General features: G+C 42.8%; 14 protein-coding genes and 1 pseudogene. 8 read left to right on the forward strand and 7 right to left on the reverse strand.

Going from position 1 to position 18,720, the window contains the following annotated elements; all coding sequences use genetic code 11:
• Positions 1–106 precede the first annotated feature (106 nt).
• Both AB4160_RS04730 and AB4160_RS04735 read left to right on the forward strand, forming a co-directional pair.
• The gene (locus AB4160_RS04730) at positions 107–1,267 is read left to right on the forward strand and encodes a Kelch repeat-containing protein (RefSeq protein WP_372001043.1); all 1,161 of its coding nucleotides are present in this window, start codon (positions 107–109) and stop codon (positions 1,265–1,267) included.
• A 151-nt stretch (positions 1,268–1,418) separates the two neighbouring features.
• Positions 1,419–1,907, forward strand: a pseudogene (locus AB4160_RS04735) (hemerythrin domain-containing protein); the annotation flags it as partial.
• 226 nt (positions 1,908–2,133) lie between these two features.
• On the opposite strand, the gene AB4160_RS04740 reads toward AB4160_RS04735, so the two are convergent.
• The 6 genes from AB4160_RS04740 to lptM form a co-directional block, all read right to left on the reverse strand.
• Positions 2,134–2,847: an HAD-IA family hydrolase gene (locus AB4160_RS04740; RefSeq protein WP_102440231.1), complete on the reverse strand. Its 714-nt coding sequence runs from the start codon at positions 2,845–2,847 to the stop codon at positions 2,134–2,136.
• Positions 2,847–3,767 carry a tyrosine recombinase XerC gene (gene xerC / locus AB4160_RS04745; RefSeq protein WP_372001039.1) on the reverse strand — a complete coding sequence of 307 codons (921 nt, stop codon included), beginning with the start codon at positions 3,765–3,767 and terminating at the stop codon, positions 2,847–2,849. Before xerC ends, AB4160_RS04740 begins: the two co-directional genes overlap by 1 nt.
• Positions 3,768–3,836: 69 nt before the next feature.
• On the reverse strand, positions 3,837–4,469 hold the full coding sequence (locus tag AB4160_RS04750) for a DUF484 family protein (RefSeq protein ID WP_102440240.1): 633 nt from the start codon (positions 4,467–4,469) through the stop codon (positions 3,837–3,839).
• Between the two features lie 74 nt (positions 4,470–4,543).
• Positions 4,544–5,371 carry a diaminopimelate epimerase gene (dapF, locus tag AB4160_RS04755; protein ID WP_102440233.1) on the reverse strand — a complete coding sequence of 276 codons (828 nt, stop codon included), beginning with the start codon at positions 5,369–5,371 and terminating at the stop codon, positions 4,544–4,546.
• 45 nt (positions 5,372–5,416) lie between these two features.
• Positions 5,417–6,661: a diaminopimelate decarboxylase gene (gene lysA / locus AB4160_RS04760; RefSeq protein WP_102476048.1), complete on the reverse strand. Its 1,245-nt coding sequence runs from the start codon at positions 6,659–6,661 to the stop codon at positions 5,417–5,419.
• 53 nt (positions 6,662–6,714) lie between these two features.
• On the reverse strand, positions 6,715–6,903 hold the full coding sequence (lptM, locus tag AB4160_RS04765) for an LPS translocon maturation chaperone LptM (RefSeq protein ID WP_241901024.1): 189 nt from the start codon (positions 6,901–6,903) through the stop codon (positions 6,715–6,717).
• An 81-nt stretch (positions 6,904–6,984) separates the two neighbouring features.
• On the opposite strand from lptM, the gene cyaY reads away from it, so the two are divergent.
• Positions 6,985–7,314: an iron donor protein CyaY gene (cyaY, locus tag AB4160_RS04770; protein WP_076539407.1), complete on the forward strand. Its 330-nt coding sequence runs from the start codon at positions 6,985–6,987 to the stop codon at positions 7,312–7,314.
• A 67-nt stretch (positions 7,315–7,381) separates the two neighbouring features.
• On the opposite strand, the gene AB4160_RS04775 is transcribed toward cyaY, so the two are convergent.
• Positions 7,382–9,811 (reverse strand): class I adenylate cyclase, encoded by a 2,430-nt coding sequence (locus AB4160_RS04775; RefSeq protein ID WP_372001036.1) that lies wholly within the window; start codon positions 9,809–9,811, stop codon positions 7,382–7,384.
• A gap of 257 nt (positions 9,812–10,068) precedes the next feature.
• Between AB4160_RS04775 and hemC the strand changes: the two genes are divergently transcribed.
• The 5 genes from hemC to AB4160_RS04800 all read left to right on the forward strand — a co-directional run.
• Positions 10,069–10,998: a hydroxymethylbilane synthase gene (gene hemC / locus AB4160_RS04780; protein ID WP_102440236.1), complete on the forward strand. Its 930-nt coding sequence runs from the start codon at positions 10,069–10,071 to the stop codon at positions 10,996–10,998.
• Between the two features lie 5 nt (positions 10,999–11,003).
• Positions 11,004–11,720 carry a uroporphyrinogen-III synthase gene (locus AB4160_RS04785; RefSeq protein WP_102440237.1) on the forward strand — a complete coding sequence of 239 codons (717 nt, stop codon included), beginning with the start codon at positions 11,004–11,006 and terminating at the stop codon, positions 11,718–11,720.
• A 133-nt stretch (positions 11,721–11,853) separates the two neighbouring features.
• Positions 11,854–13,059, forward strand: a complete 1,206-nt coding sequence (locus AB4160_RS04790) for a uroporphyrinogen-III C-methyltransferase (protein ID WP_157936125.1) — start codon at positions 11,854–11,856, stop codon at positions 13,057–13,059.
• On the forward strand, positions 13,056–14,228 hold the full coding sequence (locus AB4160_RS04795; RefSeq protein ID WP_102440239.1) for a heme biosynthesis HemY N-terminal domain-containing protein: 1,173 nt from the start codon (positions 13,056–13,058) through the stop codon (positions 14,226–14,228). The genes AB4160_RS04790 and AB4160_RS04795 overlap by 4 nt, the downstream gene beginning before the upstream one ends.
• Positions 14,229–14,658: 430 nt before the next feature.
• On the forward strand, positions 14,659–18,720 hold a 4,062-nt coding region (locus AB4160_RS04800), incomplete at its 3' end, for a retention module-containing protein (RefSeq protein ID WP_372003744.1).

The raw sequence follows: 18,720 nt of genomic DNA on the forward strand, positions 1-18,720 counted from the left end.
GTGTAAAGTATGCTTGCATATACCGAAAAAAATACTGCTTACCATACGAATAATTACACTGCTCGCTACACTAATAAATACAGTGCTAACCCACAAAAGGATTTACATGAAACTGCCTTTAAAACTCAACTCGGCTATCTTATTAATCATTTCTGCACCGATTGCTTTTGCAACCTATACGCCCTTGCCTGAGTCAGTTTCAAATAATGCCATCGCCAAAGTCACTACAGATAATGCCCAGTATTTACTGAGTTTTACCGGGCTTGCTGAAGCAAAAGATTATCTCGCGGTGCATAATAAAGCGTGGGCGCTTGATTTATCGAGTCCCAATAACCAATGGCAGCCCATTAAAGATGTTCCTTTTGTCGCGCCTTTGGCTGGAAGATTAGCTTCTATAGCTGTGGGTGTTGATGATCAAGCTTATGTTTTTGGTGGCTACACTGTGGCTAAAAATCATGAAGAAATTAGCACTGTCGATAATTACCGTTTCGACATCAGCGCTAATGAGTACCAACGTATTGCCGACATGCCCGTCGCTGTTGATGACACGGCTGCCAGTGTTTACCAACAACGCTATGTATATTTATTTGGTGGTTGGCACAACGACGGCAATGTTAATTTAGTGCAAGTGTATGACACTCAAACCGATACTTGGTCTCAGGCAAGTCCGATACCTGCCCCGGCGGTGTTTGGTCAAGCGGTGGCCATGGTTAACAATAAAATTGTCTTGTGCGATGGTGTGAAAGTTCAGGCTAATATAGGTAAACGTCGCAGCTATGCATCATCACCCGTGTGTTTATATGGTGAACTGAACCCAGAGAATCATTTAAGAATTAGTTGGCAATTACTGCCACATTATTCTGTTGCTAAGACGGCAAAAAGTGACATGAACAAGCCTGCTATTGCGCATTATAGAATGGCGGCAACAGGTGTAGGCTCTAATAAAAATAGCAATAAAGACAGTGATAGAGACAATAACAAAGCAGGCTACGCCATCTTTATTGGTGGCAGTGACAACCCATACAATTATAGTGGTATCGGTTATAACGGCGCTCCCAGTACCCCACAGCAATATCAATATAGCTTCGACTTTGCTAGCAACAGCTGGCTTACCCCAATAAGGCTTGCAACACCCTCAATGGATCATCGCGGCCTCATTTGTCATCAAGATAAGCTGCTAAGAATTGGCGGCATGGTGAGCGAGCAAAAAGTCAGTAATCTTGTGTTGAGCTCACCGCTAAAAACTGATCAAGGTTGCACTCAATAGCAGTACTCATAAAGAGACATATTGCGCCATAAAACGTGATCCAGATAACACTTTTATGGTGCTTGTATTGAGCAACTTAAAGATGCATATAATATGCATGTAAATTATATGCATCTTTGGAATATTCATGACCACAGCTTCAAGCTTTGAGCAATTACAGGCACTGCCCCTCGCATCACTCATTGATTATATTGAAGTGACTCATCATCAATATGTACGTGAAACGGCGCCTTTACTGGTGGAATACACCCAAAGAATGGTGCAAGCACATGCTAGCGACCATGCAGAAATTCAGCCTTTAGCTAACCTTGTACAGGCCTTGGTTTCAGACTTAATGCCACATCTTATGAAGGAAGAACAAATTTTGTTTCCTGCCATGAGACGTTTAGGTGATGGCTTGGAAGTGAACGGGTGCTTTGGTCATATCGGTAACCCAATCAATGCCATGGAACACGAGCATGACCATGCTGGCACCATCTTGCAACAATTACGAGAATTAACCCAAAACTATCAAGCTCCTGAAGGCGCTTGTAGTACTTGGCAGAAGTGTTACAAGACACTTGCTGAGTTTGATGCAGACTTACAGACCCATATTAATATTGAAAATAACCTGTTATTTCCAGCGGCATTAGCACTGTAAATAGAGCCAGATTTGTTTTATCCCAGTTTCATCATTGTTTTCGCTCCAATTTAACATTCATCATGTTTAATGGTTCTTGCTCCCCAGCAGAACCATTTTTTTTTGGCTATTTTTCGCCAAAAGCAGCCAAAAAAAATGCCCGTTAAGGCACTTATAATTTGAAAAACACAGTTCAAAGTAAGGGAGTTAAAATAAACTCTTTTACAAATAGATATTGCTAAAAATATTAGCCAAACAAGCTTGTAAGATCATCTAATTGATGGATTTCAATATGGGGTAAAATATATTTAGCTTGCCTGTTGTCACTCGCTTGATGATTTAACCACACACTTTGACAACCCGCTTTTCTGGCACCTAACACATCACTGATTGTATGATCGCCAATATGCAGTAACTCACTGGGCTTGATGGCTAAATGGCGGCAACTGAGATCAAATAAGTCACTGTAGGGCTTCATCCTAACCCCGTGTCCAGGATGCAGCACAAATTGCAATACGTCATCAAGACCAATGCGCGTTGCATCCACATTACCATTAGTAATACCCACTAACGGAAAGTGCTTTCCTAAGTTGGCAAGGCAACTCAATACCTCCTCCGTTACCTTAAAATCGCTACGATGAAAGCTAAAACATTGCATCCCTTGTTGGGCACCTTGGCTAGCTTGTGCTTCACTATAACCCCATTGCAGTAAGCCTTGGCGTAACACTTCATAACGGGCGGCGGTGGTGTCATGGGCCAACTCTTGGTGCTCTGCAATCACCTGAGATTTCAACAAGCGCCACTGGGAGATCCCCCAATTTAACGGCGCTTTAAAGTTATCTTGCATAAAATGCGATATTTCAGCTTCCGCTTTAATAATGTGCGACACGTTGTCGTACAAGGTGTCATCCAAATCAAAACTAATGGCTTTAAACGGTTTCAGTCTTAGGTATTGTTTCATTATTTCCCCTTGGCTTTTTTCGCTCTAGGGTGAGCGCCATCATACACTTTCGCTAAGTGCTGAAAATCAAGGCTGGTGTAGATTTGGGTCGTTGACAGATTGGCATGACCCAGCAATTCTTGCACCGCTCTTAAATCAGCACTTGATTCAAGCATATGCGTTGCAAAGGAATGGCGCAATTTATGCGGGTGAACTTTTGCAGATAATGCTTGCTCCTGACCCCATTTATTCATCCGCAGTTGAATGCTGCGGTGAGATAAACGTTTTCCCTGTTGGCTGATAAATAACGCGTCACCGGCTTCAGCTGATGGCATTTCAGTCCGTGAATCAAGCCAAGTCTGTAACGCGCTAAGGGCTATTTTACCCACAGGTACAATCCGCTGTTTACTGCCCTTACCCATGACTTTGACTTCATGCTGCTGAAAATCAATATCGTGAATATCTAAACTCGCGAGCTCCGCCAGACGTAAGCCACTAGAATAAAACAGCTCCATGATGGCTTTATCTCGTTTACTCAAGGGGTCGCTAGCATCGATATCTAATAAATGCGTGACCGCATCTAAATCCATATTTTTAGGTAAAGGCTTAGCTTGCTTAGGGGCATTAAGGTTTTTCGCTGGATTGGCATTAATCACTTGCTCACGGACTAAAAACTCAAAGAATTGTTTTAAAGAAGATAAACATAAAGATAACGAGCGCGGGCTTAAGCCTTGGCGGTGAAGTTTGGCTAAAACGGCTTGTAATTGCTCACGGCTTACCGCCAGCCATGAATCATCATTCTCGGTTAATTCATCGTGAGTAAATATTATTTTGCTGGCACGATTAATTTCATACAGGTAATTGCGCACACTGTAGGGGGATAATTGACGTTCTGAAATAAGGTAGCGTTCAAATGAGGCTAACCAACTTAGCTGACTCATAACACTACCTCCAAGCAGATCATGATAAAGCTAAAACAGTAATGTTAAAGCTTAAAAAAGTTGTGACATTTAAAATTTCGGCAGCATATGGTCGAGTAAATCGCGTATTTGTTCAAAAAACAAATTATCCATATCCGGATGAAAATGCGCCGCATCAGCTGATGCAACCCCAAAAATCACCTGACCATTTTCATCTGACAGCTTGGTCAATGCTACTGAGCCGACTTCGCCACCAAATAAACGCTTAGACTCTGATTGGGTTAAGCGGCCAAAATAATAACCTTGCTGAATACGCTGACGCCAAATCTTAGCCAATTCGCTGTCAATATCATGCACGGTTATCAGCCTTACATGGGTAAAGCCGAACTCTTGCTTAAGGCTTTGTGACACCAACTGTCTTAATTGGCCTAAATCTTCACACTTTAGAATGTCTAAGGATAACTGCCGATTAAAGCGAAAAATTTTCTCGTTCTCGGTGGCTATCTTCATTAATGAGGTAATTTCTTCTTCAAGCTGGGTAACTCGGGTGCGCAGCATTTCTTGCCTGCGCTCGACCAATGACACTGCGCCGCGTTCGTGATGAGATAAACGCATCGCCAGCAATAATTCAGGGTAACGATTAAAGAACTCTGGATTTTGCAGCAAATACTCGCGGATCAGGTGCTCATCGATGGCTAAATCCTCCATCGATAATGTCGGCATGCTTAAGTCAGCGCCCAAATCAGCTGCTGCTTTGGCATTTTGGGCGAGCATTTTTTTGGTATTAATTACATCGGTCATAACTGGATTTGTCCATCAAATACATGTTCAGCAGGTCCAGTCATCCATAACGGCTTGCCCTCACCTTCCCAGTTAATGTTTAAACTACCACCGGGTAAGTCAACTTTAACTTGGTTATCTAACTTATTTTGCAAAATCCCAATGGCCACTGCAGCACAAGCGCCGGTACCACAAGCCAATGTTTCACCTGCGCCGCGCTCATAGACTCTAAGCTTAATATGGCCACGATTAACCACTTGCATAAAGCCAACGTTAACCCCTTTAGGGAAACGCTCATGACGGGTCAGCATAGCGCCAATTTCTTCCACCTCTGCAGTGGCAACATCATCCACATCTAATACACAATGGGGGTTGCCCATAGAAATGGCACCACAAAGAAACGTTTGCTTTGGGCTTGTTAATAAATAGGTTTTTTCGCTGCGTTTGGCCCGAAATGGGATTTTACTGGGCTCTGTGATAGGCACGCCCATATTCACGGTAACGCTGCCATCACGCTCTAAGCGCAGGGTCATTTTACCTGAGCTGGTGCTAACGCGGATTTTGTATTTATTGACTAACCCTTTGTTACGCACAAAACGCGCAAAGCAGCGGGCGCCATTGCCACACTGCTCAACTTCACTACCATCTGCATTAAATATGCGGTAATGAAAATCTAAATCTGGGTCGTAAGGCGGCTCGACTAATAGCAGCTGATCAAAACCGATCCCGAAGTTACGATCGGCTAATCGGCGAATTTGATCTGGCGAAAAAAACACATTCTGTGTTACGCCATCAACCACCATAAAATCATTACCTAGACCATGCATCTTGGTGAATTGGATCAAAAGTGTCTTCCTTTATCGAACTATTATGAACGTATTGATAAACTATTACGGCAGTATATGTTCACCTTGCCACAATTGTTCAATCTTTTCACGCTCACGGATCACTTGATTTTGATCTTTATCGACCATGACCTCTGCCACACGTGGACGAGAGTTATAGTTAGATGCCATCACAAAGCCATATGCCCCACTTGAACGTACAGCTAAAAAGTCACCTGCTGCCACATTTAACTGACGGTCTTTACCTAAAAAGTCACCGGTTTCACAGACTGGGCCGACCACATCATAAGCAAAGGTTTGCGCCGCAGTTTGGTTAACAGGGATAATGTTTTGCCAAGCTGAATACAACGACGGACGAATGAGATCGTTCATGGCGCCATCCACAATAGCAAAGCGCTTATCGCTGTTTTCTTTTAATGACAACACTTGAGTGACAAAAATGCCGGCGTTAGCTGCAATGGCGCGCCCGGGTTCAAATATCAATTTTAGTGGTCGATCGCCCAAGCGCTCAAGTAAGGCGGCGGCGTACACATCAGGATGCGGCGGAGTTTCACCATCATAAGTCACCCCTAAGCCACCACCGACATCGAAATGCTTAATTTCAATGCCCTGCACTGCTAAGCGGTCAATTAGCGCTAGCATTCGGTCCATGGCATCTAAAAACGGGCGCATTTCAGTTAACTGTGAGCCAATATGACAATCAACCCCTTTAACATCTAGATTAGGCAAACTATGGGCGCGAGCGAACACTTGCTCAGCTTCATCCATGGCGATACCAAATTTGTTTTCTTTAAGCCCGGTAGAAATATACGGGTGAGTGCCGGCATCCACATCTGGGTTAACTCGCAATGATATTGGGGCCACTTTACCTAAACGGCCAGCTACCTCATTAAGTTGCTCAAGCTCAGCGCTTGATTCAACATTAAAGCAATAAATACCAATATTCAGTGCTTGTTCCATTTCCGCCGTTGTTTTACCAACCCCAGAAAAAACCACTTTTTTAGGGTCGCCGCCAGCGGTAATAACCCGGGCTAATTCACCGCCAGAAACAATATCAAAGCCACTGCCTAAACGTGCTAATACGTTCAGCACCGCAAGGTTAGAGTTAGCTTTAACGGCATAACAAATTAAATGAGGGTGCGTTGCCACGGCATTATCAAAGGCATGCCAATGGCGCTCTAAGGTTGCGCGCGAATAAATATATAGCGGCGTACCATGCTCACGAGCCAATTGCTCTACTGAGCAGCCTTCAGCAAATAAGCTGTCTTGTTGATAAATAAAATGATCCACTATGCGATTCCTTGTTTATTATTCTGTAATACTTTTATGCGATAAAGGCGGCTTTAACCTAGCTTTTGAGGCAATTGTTGAGACTGAGTCTGAGGTTTAACTTGGTTTTCCTCAAGGGTAGACTCTGGCGGTTTTCGCTGTTCCTGATTGGTTTCTGCGTCAGGAGTTTTATATAAAGGGCCTTTTTGTCCGCAGCCTATAATGGATAGGCTAGCAAGCATTACGAATAAAAACAGTCTCATTTTTCTCAACATTCTATGCATCTGGGGAGTTATAGCCTTATAATCGCATTCATAACCTAGAAAGCACAAGGATTGAAATGCATGGCTATGACAGATACAGAGTTTCATCAATTGGCAGATGAGATGTTCAGCAAGATAGAAAATGCCATTGAAGCTGCTATTGACGAGCAAGATGCCGATGTAGACATCAATGCCAGTGGTAATGTTTTACAGCTTGAGTTTGAAGATGGTTCGCAAATCGTCATCAATAAACAAGAGCCGTTACATGAGCTCTGGATTGCGACTCGCTTTGGTGGTTATCACTTTGCGTTAGTTGATGGAAAGTGGTTTGATGAGCGTAATGACAATATATTCATGCCGTTTGTGATTGAGTCGATTAAAAAGCAAAGCGGTATTTCGCTGGCGATTTAATCCCTCAGGTGTACTAGCTCAAATTGTCGATATCTAAAGTGATAATGTCAGCAAAACTGAATTGGGTTTAGAAGTCTGAACTCAATTCATTTATCATCACCCCAAATGGCACCACGTTTAACTCACCGTTTATTCTTTCTAATTTAAAAAATTGCGGCATATTAAAATAATGCTGTGATGATACCCCCTGCTCAAACGCAAAGCTGTGGCTTTCTTTTTCCACCAACTCCTGCATCGACATATTTTCATATAATTGATGTTTAAGCTCGTTTGCTTCATCAATAATAAACACATCTAAAACATCAGGTCGCTGGCGTAAAAAGTATTGCTTTGCCCCTTTGGAAATATACAACTTAATCACATTGGGGATACCGCCGTAGGGATCAGCTTTGATGATGGCAGCTGGCGCATTCAGCTGCGGCTTTTTAAAACGCTGCACTTTTATCGGCCCAGCTTTAACCGCGTCATCACCCAAGAGGTTATACACCAAACCCATGGGATTAAAATATAAACCATAACGATGGCCGCCAAGCTGTAACGGATGCATTAACCCTGAGAAAGTGCGCGCCTCATAACAGTATTTGACGCATTGAGAAAAAATCCCCTGCAGCGCATCATGTAATTGTTTTTTCAGCCGCTGGGCACAGGCGACAATATTAATTTCTACTTGCTCAGGTTTACATTTTAAGCCTATAGCAACAAAAGACAGCGCCTCTAATAATCCCAATGGACCTTTAAAACGATGACAATGCCACTCGCCCCAACTATTGAGACAAATGATATCAATGGTAGACAACATATTTTGCTGTTTTTTGCCTAAGGAAAAAACATTGGAGTTCATGTAATCAATCATGATCTCTTGCCCTTGCCACTTGATGGTTGGGTCTTTATCAAGATTGGCCACAACAATAATTTTTTTATAAAAAAATGGCTGACACAATTCAGCTTTGGAGACTTTGCTTGTCGCCGTCATCAACGGATTAAGGCTTAATGCCAATTGAGTCAAGCGGGCTTTACGGTGTTTACTGCGGCCATACTCTTGCCACTGAGTGTCCGCAGTAGAAATATCATTCATCACCGCCCACGCAATCAATGCTGTGGGTGTGTCGGCTTTAATAATGGCTGACTCACCCAATAGCTGCCCAGAATTATGCGGCTGTCGATATAAGTAAAATCGTGACTCTTTAAGGCTATGGATAATGGTTAAATGAGGCTCGATTATTGAGCCGCTCCACAGCTTGTTTAAAGGTAATAATTGATGCTCATCGTCACTGAAATAAGTATGAAGTTTACGGGCAAGGATCCCTAATTCTTCCACTCTAAAGCGATCGCTTAATGCTTGTTTTGAGGCAAAGTCCAATAAGGTGCGATAACTGATTAGTAGCAATTCATTAAGCTGCTTGTTAAACCATTTAAGTTGCCCTGAATGCCAGTGCTGGCTGTTATCCAGTGTTTCTAACAAACTATGGGGCCAACCCCAGTCCTCAACCAATTGCTGCATTTTATCTCTGCGCCAATCTCTGGCCACGCAGCGATTTGTTAAGTTAACACCGCACTTAAGATAAAAACAGCGGCGGACAATTTCGAGGCGGCGCGTGTCCCGTCGCCCGAGTAGATATGCTTCAATACGCTGATATAAAATTAAATAGGCATCATTGGATTCAGCAAAATCCCCTTGCAGGCACTGTTGCCAAATCTGCTGGGTAATAAAATTTGCTTGCGGGTACTCTGCGGCATAGGTTTCCAGCAGCAATACCTTAAGCAAGGCTTTATGGGGTTTATTGAGCCCCTTATAGAGTTGCCATAATGAGGCGCCAAAATATTCAGTTGCCGGCATGGATTGTACATCGCCTAAAAACAACACTTCGTTATCAGCGTCAGCACCCGGCCACCACCCCGCCGCTTTACCAGACAAACGAATATGGGAGCGATAAAATTCTTCTAATAATAACCAATGCTGGGTGCTGCCACTGTGCTCTTCGCCAAGGGAGCTGTAACAATTATCAAATGCGCTGCATTCTCTAAACTGTAATGGGTGTACCAGATAAAAATTCACTTCAAAATCAAAACTTGCAAACCACTGAGTCAATTGGTCTGTTTTTTCAGTAACTAATGCTAAATCAGCATGACTTAAGCTTGATTTGTAAACCAACCACACATCAACATCACTTTTAGGGTTTTGGCCAAAACTTGCGGTGCTGCCCATGGAATACACTCCTTCGAACGCACTGGGCTGGGCTGCTTGCAGATCTAAACTGGGTAAATGCAGACTGTGACGCGCCTGTTCCATAGCAGGTGTCATGTCAAATTGGCTGATCCCAAAAGGCGTTAAAGCGGAGTTACTGCCGGGCAGTTGCACATTATGATGATGGATCAAATAAGGAATGATATCGAAAAGCTGTTGCTGAATTGGCGACAATAAGGATTTAACCCGTTCATATCGAACAAGATTGAGTTGATTAGCTATCTCGATGGAGCGATAAACCTTTTGATTCAAAGTATCATCCTGTTACTAGCACTAAGTTACTAATTATCAACATACTGCAGCGCAGTTAAAAACCATGTTGATTAGCGTTAAATAAATTAGTAGAAACGTGATCATGTTAGCACTTTTATTTAAATACACCAGCAAATGAGATCTGTATCACAAAAAAACTACGTGCATAGTTCAAACAATCGCTATCGATTTGTTACATCTGCTTTCTGGCAATGTTAGCATTATTGCAATTAAGTCTATTGATGGAACTCTTTGGCATGTCTCAAAATGTTATTCGTATCGCTACACGTAAAAGCCCACTTGCAATGTGGCAAGCAGAATTCGTAAAAGCAGAACTTGAACGTATTCATTCAGATTTAACCGTAGAGCTATTACCAATGAGCACAAAAGGAGACGTTATTTTAGATACGCCTCTGGCTAAAGTTGGCGGTAAAGGTCTTTTTGTTAAAGAACTTGAAGTTGCCATGCTTGAAAATCGCGCTGATATCGCGGTGCATTCAATGAAAGATGTACCGGTAGACTTCCCTGAAGGTCTAGGTTTACAAGTGATTTGTGAGCGTGAAGATCCACGTGATGCATTCGTATCAAACACTTACAAAACCATTGAAGAATTACCACAAGGCGCTGTTGTGGGTACTTCAAGTCTTCGTCGTCAATGTCAAATCCGTGCGGCTCGCCCAGATCTCGTCATTAAAGACTTACGTGGCAATGTCGGTACTCGCTTAGCTAAATTAGATAGCGGCGATTACGATGCGATTATCCTTGCTGCTGCAGGTCTTATCCGCCTAAAACTTGATGAGCGTATTGCCAGCTTTATTTCAGCTGAAGACTCACTACCTGCAAATGGCCAAGGCGCTGTCGGCATTGAGTGCCGCATGAATGACGAACGCGTTAAAGCATTGCTTGCGCCACTTGAGCATTTAGAAACTCGTTACCGTGTTTTTGCCGAAAGAGCGATGAATATGCGCTTAGAAGGTGGCTGTCAGGTACCAATCGGTGCTTATGCTGAAATTGATGGCGATAGCTTACATCTTCGTGGCCTAGTGGGTAACCCTGATGGCAGCCAAATCATTGAAGGTAATGTGACTGGTTTAAAAACTGATGCGGTTGCATTAGGTGAGCAACTGGCTGAAGATTTACTTAGCCGCGGTGCTAAAACCATTCTAGACGCTGTTTACAACCAGTAATCGAGATGAAAGTCTTACTGTCGCGCCCTGAGGGGCGCAATCAAGCTATGGCAGATAAGCTTAAAGCGAAAGGAGTCGACTTCATGGTCACTCCTTTATTAGCTGTGGTACCTACTCACAACCGGATTAACCCCAACACCCTCACCCAAGCTGACAGCTTAATTTTTATTAGCACTAATGCGGTAAAGTTTGCAGCCATTAGCCTTAATGATAAATTTCCAGATTGTCGCTATTACGCCGTTGGCCAAGCCACCGCTGATGCCCTGTCGCAATATAACATCACTCCTGAAATTGCCCCTGAAGACAGCCAGGACAGTGAAGGCTTATTATCACTGACATCATTAAGCGATATTAAAAATCAACACATTGTTATCGTAAGAGGTATTGGCGGCCGCGAAACTATCGCTGAGCAACTGACTCTCAGACAGGCCAATGTTTGCTACTGGGAAGTCTACCAACGCAGCCTGCCAAAGCTAGATTCAGCCTTGGTTTGCAGTCAGTGGCAGCAATTCGGCATTGATACCATAATCGTCACCAGTGGCGATGTGCTAGAGAATCTAATTAAACTTGTTCCAAAAGAGTTATTTGCATGGTTGCAATCATGTCATATCATAGTCCCCAGTAATCGAGTGGAGCAAAGAGCAAAAATAGTCGGGTTAACTCACGTCACCAATGCAAGTGGCGCGAATACTCAAGCTGTTTTAGCTGCATTATCTGTTTAATCATTAGCGAGTCATTTGTATTTGCGATAATGTTTAATCCTGCCAAACTGTAACTTTGCCTTATCGTGTTTTTGCTCGCATTAATGATTTGGTCGCACTGTGGATGATCAAACTAGGTACTCAAGGACAGCTCATGGAACACAACAAACAAGATCCTAATCAACAAGCTCATTCAGACAATGATGTGATTGAATCAACTCCTGTTATCGAAGCAGATAAAGTGAGCGAACCTGAGTCAGAAAATCCCTCATCAACCACACAAAAGCAAGCCACAAACTCTGAGGCTAGCCCAGAAAAAAAACACCGTAGTAAAAGTTCATGGTGGGTGCGTTTCAGTATTCTTATTTGCCTGATCATTGCCATTGGCGGAATAGGCCTAAGCTATCTGCTATGGATGGAACTGCAAGAGCAAAAACAGCAGCTGCAAACTCAAAACCAACAAACCAGCGTAATAGGTAGTCAAGTCACGCAAGCGCTGGTAGAACCCAATAAACGCATTGCAGTATTAGAAGCCCAGCAACAGCAAAATTCACAGGCTTATCAGCAACAAGCGCAGTTAGCTAAATCACAACAGCAATTACAGCAACGGGTCGCTACACTAGCTCAGCGTAATCCAAATAACTGGATGGCATCTGAAGCTGAATACTTAGTCCGTATGGCAGCTAGAAAACTGGCTCTTGAAAACGACCCTAAAACAGCAGCAAGTTTATTAACATCTGCTGATGAGCGTATTGAAGCAATGAAAGATCCCACCTTATTGCCGATACGCCGCGCACTTGCCAATGATCTCGCCCGAACTAATTCCATCAAAACCACTGATGTGGCAGGCACCATTTACGCTATTGATGGCATACTTAATCAGTTAGATACCTTGCCATTGAATCGCGCTAAAGCCCAAGCAGCAGAAGACTTGGCGGAGCAAAATGCCATCTCAGATTCAGTAGATGACTGGCAAAGTAATTTAGCCAAGACTTGGCATTCAGTAACGGATGGTTTTATCACTATTCGTAAGCGCACTACAGATCTTGAGCCGCTACTAGCCCCAGATCAGCAATGGTATCTGGTTGAAAATATCCGCAATAAATTACTCCAAGCTCAGTTAGCCCTGTATCAACATGATCAAGTTAATTATCGCCAATCGGTTGGCTTTGCGCGAACGTGGATCCAGCAATACTTTGATTTAGACGAAGATAAAACCCAAGAAGCGCTGCGGGCTTTAGATGCACTAATGACGGTCACCATTGAAGAAATAAACCAGCAAAAATTTGAGTCTACCCGATTACTTCAGCAGCTCATTACTTACGGTGAGTTGGTTCCAGCAGAGGAACCACAGTCATGATTAAAACTCTTGCATATGTGATTATCATTTTAATCGGTTTTTGTATCAGCCCATTTATCATCGGCAACACAGGCTATATTTATATTGCGGCGGGCGATTATCAAATAGAAACCAGTTTAGTCTTTGGTTTACTGGGGTTAATTTTATTTTATGCAGCGCTACAGATAGTTGAATGGCTGATTATTTTCCTACTGAATATCATTATTCATAGCCGCTATTTACCTGATCGCTGGCGCAAACAAGCCGCTAAAAAACATACCTTACAAGGGGCCTTAGCACTGGCAGAAGAAGACTGGCCTAGTGCTGAAAAAGCCATGTCTAAAGGCGCAGCAAAAGGCGAACTGCCGGCTTTGAATTTATTTGCCGCCGCCCGCGCTGCTCATCATCAACACAATAGCCAAGCCCGTGATCAATATTTAGCTCAAGCGGCAGAAGATCCGCTAGCACAAACCGCAGCCAGAACCTCAAAAACTCGCTACCTTATCCAACAGGGTCAATTAGCTGAGGCGAGAATAGAGCTACAATTACTCAATCCAACCAGTAAAAGTAAAACCCCAGTGCTAAAATTAGCCTTGGATTTATATCAGTTACAGGGTGACTGGCAAGCATTAAAGTTACTTTTACCTGCTATTAAAAAACGTCAAATCGTTACTGATGAGATATTTAATAATATAGAGCAACAAACTAATATTGCCCTATTGACTGCTGCAACTGAATCTAACGAACAAGATCTTGAGAAGTGTTGGCACTGGCTTAGTAAAACAGAGCGCAGTCAACCGACTCTCATCGCCATTTATGCTCGCGGCTTATGCCAGTATGAACGTAAAAAAGATGCCTTAAAGCTGCTTTCTAAGAGTTTGAAAGTCGAACCCAGTAACAGCATTTTATCGGCCTTGCCCCACATACTAGATGCTGACGATGATGAAATAAGAAAACTACTGCAACGTTACCAGCAAACCCATGAGCATGATGCTGGATATCAAGTGTGTTTAGCCAAGTTAGCCATGCAAAAACGTGATACTAAAGTCGCAAAAGAGCACTGGACAAAAGTATGTGACGTATCACCATTACGACAGCATTGGTTGGCATTAGCACAAGTGCAAGAGCAACTCGGTGAAAATACCGCTGCACTACAAAGTTATCGAAAAGCGGCTAATGCTAGCGAGTAAAACTTGTGCAAATATTAAGCAATAATTTCATAATGAATTAATCGCTTTCTATAATCAGTTAGACACTAAAGCCTGCCATTTGGCAGGTTTTTTTATCGCTTTTTTCTACGTGAAACAAGCTAATCTAGCAACAAATATCTCATGAATAGCCTACCAACATCACCTAATGCTAATGTATTAAAAATTTAACATTTGCCTGTAATCACTTAGTTGTACTGATTTACAAGACTTTTCTATTTCCCTCTTAAATTCATTAGTTTATTACGAAGAACTAGATGGTCAAAAAATTGACCTATAGTAAGGCTACTGCTAAAATTGTTAACTTGCGGTTAATTTAACTTTCAAACTTATAACAGCAAATGCCTCGATATGCATAGTTATGCTAACACTATGAATATCAGGTTAAATGCGGGTTATTGGAGCTAAGGTCATGAGTTCTGTTGTAACGACAAAAAATGGTGTTTTAAATTCAACTAATGGAGAGATTACTCTCACATTGAACAATGAAACAAAAAACATTCTTCCAGGAGATACTATTCCTGCAGGGGCAGAACTCCAAGTAGCCGATGGCATTGCGTTTGTGGTGACCTTTGACGATGGCACTATTCTCAATGGTGACAACATAGCTGAAAACTTATCGGCCGAAACTATCATAGATATGACCACAGATGAGCGAACTGAGATTGAAGCCCTACAGGCATTAATTGAATCCGGTGAAGATCCAACCGCTGAACTACCTGAAACCGCAGCAGGTGAGACAGCAACAAATCAAGGTGGTAGTGATTTCGCTTCATTAGCTCGTGAAGGCTCGGAAACTATTGCTACAGCAGGCTTTGATACCTCTTTTGATGCACCAGATATTTTAACCGCGAGTCTTTCATTAGGTGATGATGGCGTTGATGCGCTAAATAACAACTTTAATGTAGCTCAGTTTACCGATAATTTTGTCAATGGCGTATCCTTTACCACCTCTTCTGGATTATCAGGTTTTACCGGTGATTTGGGTTCACCGGGATCATTTGCTTACCTTCCTGGCGACACTATTACTTTCATGGTCGGTGGCGTCACTATTGCTACTTTTAGCGCCGATGTTATTCAAGGGGATATTTTATTCCTACAGGATATTGCTGGTACTTTGCTGTCAGATACCAACATGGATTATGTTGAGAACATGGCTATTTTCCTTCAAGCCTTGGATAACGATTTATCCGACGGTATTGATGACGGTATTTTAAATACCAATAGTCTGGTTAATATTGATGACAGCTACAGCACTAATATCAATATCTTATTATCCGTTCACGAAGCATTAGCCAATTATATTGATCCCACCACGGGCCAACCATTAAATATAGCAACAGCAGGTAAAGAGATGATCTCTCAAGTACTTGCTGAATTAGGTATTATTTTTACCCGTGATACCGAAAGACAAGAAGATGGCCAAAATGTATTTGAAACCATTGCGATGGAGCATGTTGCAGATACCATTGATGACATTGCAGGCGATAGAACCCCTGATGAACATGACGAACGTACCGTAGATATCCTTGACGTACCCGGTGGGTTAATTACCTACAACTATAATGAATTAGATGGTCAAATTACTTTCTCAGCCAACGATTTACTAGAAGGTGCTGTAGGCCAACAGGTTATCGACCAAAACTTATTGGTTAGCAATGTTAGACTTAGCGCAGCTTTTGAGGACATTGGGACTTTACAAGATTTAGGTGATGGCAATTTTGTCATTATCTTAAATGAAGGTATTACCCAATACGATCTTGAAGGCCTAAGTATTGATTACCGTGTAGAAGATTGGACCGTCTTCAGAGACGTCACTTCAGCGACCCAAGATCAATATAAATCACATCTATCTGCTAATATTCCAGATGTTTTTGAAGATGTTGGTTTTAATCAATTCACTTTAAATAGTGAACTCACATTTGAAACCGATCAAGAACTGTTCATCACTTTCACCAGTGAATTACTCAGTGAGCAACTCGGTTACCCAATTGCCGAATATGCTGATGATTATTTAGTTCCTCTTGAATACTCGAATGATGGTGGCCTAACGTGGCAGACCATGACTGTAGGAGGGATTGATTCAAGTGGTGATCTTGCTAGACCTATATTTAGCTTCAACCTTGAAGCAGGTAACAATAGCATCCTAATTCGCGTGCCTATTTTTGATGATGCCATTATTGAACCAACTGAATATTTCAATGCCATAGTTACTGGTGAAAATGTTTATGATGAAGAACTAGAATTTGCCATTTTTGATAACGACGGTAACGGTTCAGACTTACCTGTTGTCGATATTGACTACGCCGTTGTTGTAGAAGGAATGGAGTTTGCATTATTCACGCTGACGTTAAGTGAACCAAGCACAGAAACCATTACCCTTGATTATAGCTCAGAAGAGCTAACCGCTTTATTCGGTGAAGATTTCACTAATGTAAGTGGCACTGTGACTTTCCTCCCTGGTGAAACTACAGCTTATATTAGCGTCCCTATTACAGATGATTTAATCGTAGAAGGTAGCCCTGAATTTGCGCTAATAAACTTATCTAATCCAACCAATGCTGTACTAGATGATACTCAGGCTACGTTACGTATTTATGATAATGATCTTCCTGATAATACAACCATTACTTTAGATATTGATCCCGTCACTGGCGATAACATACTGACGCCAGATGAAGCGACTGGCACGATTACAATTACAGGTACCGTGACCGCTGATGCTTCTATCACTACCGGTATCATTATGTTGACCATTAATGGTCAAGAATACCAAGCGATTATGCAATCTGATGGTACATTCTCAGTAGATGTCGATGCGACTGACTTATTAAACGATCCCGACACTGTAATTGATGGCATTGTATATGGATACGGCGCTGATGGTGCTAAGGGCACAGCAACTTCTACAGAAGACTACGATATTCCTACTGTGGCAGAAAATGACAGCATTATTGTTGCAGAAGACACTATCGCTGCAGGTAATGTTCTAGATAATGATACCGATACCGATGACACACTCACTGTTATTCGTTTCGAAGTTAATGGCGAAACATACTCAACTGGTACGTCAGTAACATTAGATGATGGCGTGTTAGTTATAGATGCTGATGGCAGTTATTCGTTTACCCCAAATGAAAACTGGAACGGTAACGTACCGGTGATCACCTACACCACCAACACGGGATCAACAGCGACCTTAACCATTGAAGTCACCCCGGTTGATGATGCATCGGTATTAGTGAACGACACCAACACGGTCGCCGAAGACACACCCGCCACCGGTAACGTACTGGATAATGATGCTGATGTGGATAACACCTTAACCGTGGCCACCTTCACTGTGGCAGGCGATGCCACCATTCATGATTCGGGCGATACCGTGTCTGTCGAAGACGGCAGCTTAATCCTAAATGAAAACGGCACCTATACCTTTACCCCAAATGAAAACTGGAACGGTAACGTACCGGTGATCACTTACACCACCAACACGGGCTCAACAGCGACCTTAACCATTGAAGTCACCCCGGTTGATGATACAGCGGTATTAGTGAACGACAGCAACACGGTCGCCGAAGACACACCCGCCACTGGTAACGTACTGGATAATGACGCTGATGTGGATAACACCTTAACCGTGGACACCTTCACTGTGGCAGGCGATGCCACCATTCATGATGCAGGCGATACCGTGTCTGTCGAAGGCGGCAGCTTAGTCCTAAATGAAAACGGCACCTATACCTTTACTCCAAATGAAAACTGGAACGGTAACGTACCGGTGATCACTTACACCACCAATACGGGCGATACAGCGACATTAACCCTTGAAGTGACGCCTGTTGATGATAATACGGTACTTGAAAATGACAGCAATACTGTTGCTGAAGATACCGTCGCTGAAGGTAATGTTCTCGATAACGACGGCGATATCGATAACGACTTAACCGTGGTGAGTTTTGAAGTTGATGGTGTCACTTATACTGCTGGTACAGAAGTTACCGTTGAAGGCGGAACCCTCGTCATCAATGAAGATGGAGCTTACACCTTCACCCCTGAAGCTAACTGGAATGGCCAAGTTCCAGTTATTACTTACACCACCAATACTGGTGATACGGCAACATTAACCCTCGAAGTCACCCCTGTTGATGATGCTGCGGTACTTGAAAATGACAGCAATACTGTTGCTGAAGATACCGTCGCTGAAGGTAATGTTCTCGATAACGACGGCGATATCGATAACGGCTTAACCGTGGTGAGTTTTGACGTTGATGGTATCACTTATACTGCTGATACAGAAGTTACTGTCGATGGTGGCACCCTAAACATTAATGAAGATGGTGCTTACACCTTCACCCCAGAAGATAATTGGAATGGCCAAGTTCCGGTTATTACTTACACCACCAATACGGGCGATACAGCGACATTAACCCTTGAAGTGACGCCTGTTGATGATACTGCGGTACTTGAAAATGAC

The organism is Shewanella sp. 10N.286.51.B8, assembly GCF_041469325.1.
Classification (GTDB): Bacteria; Pseudomonadota; Gammaproteobacteria; order Enterobacterales; family Shewanellaceae; genus Shewanella.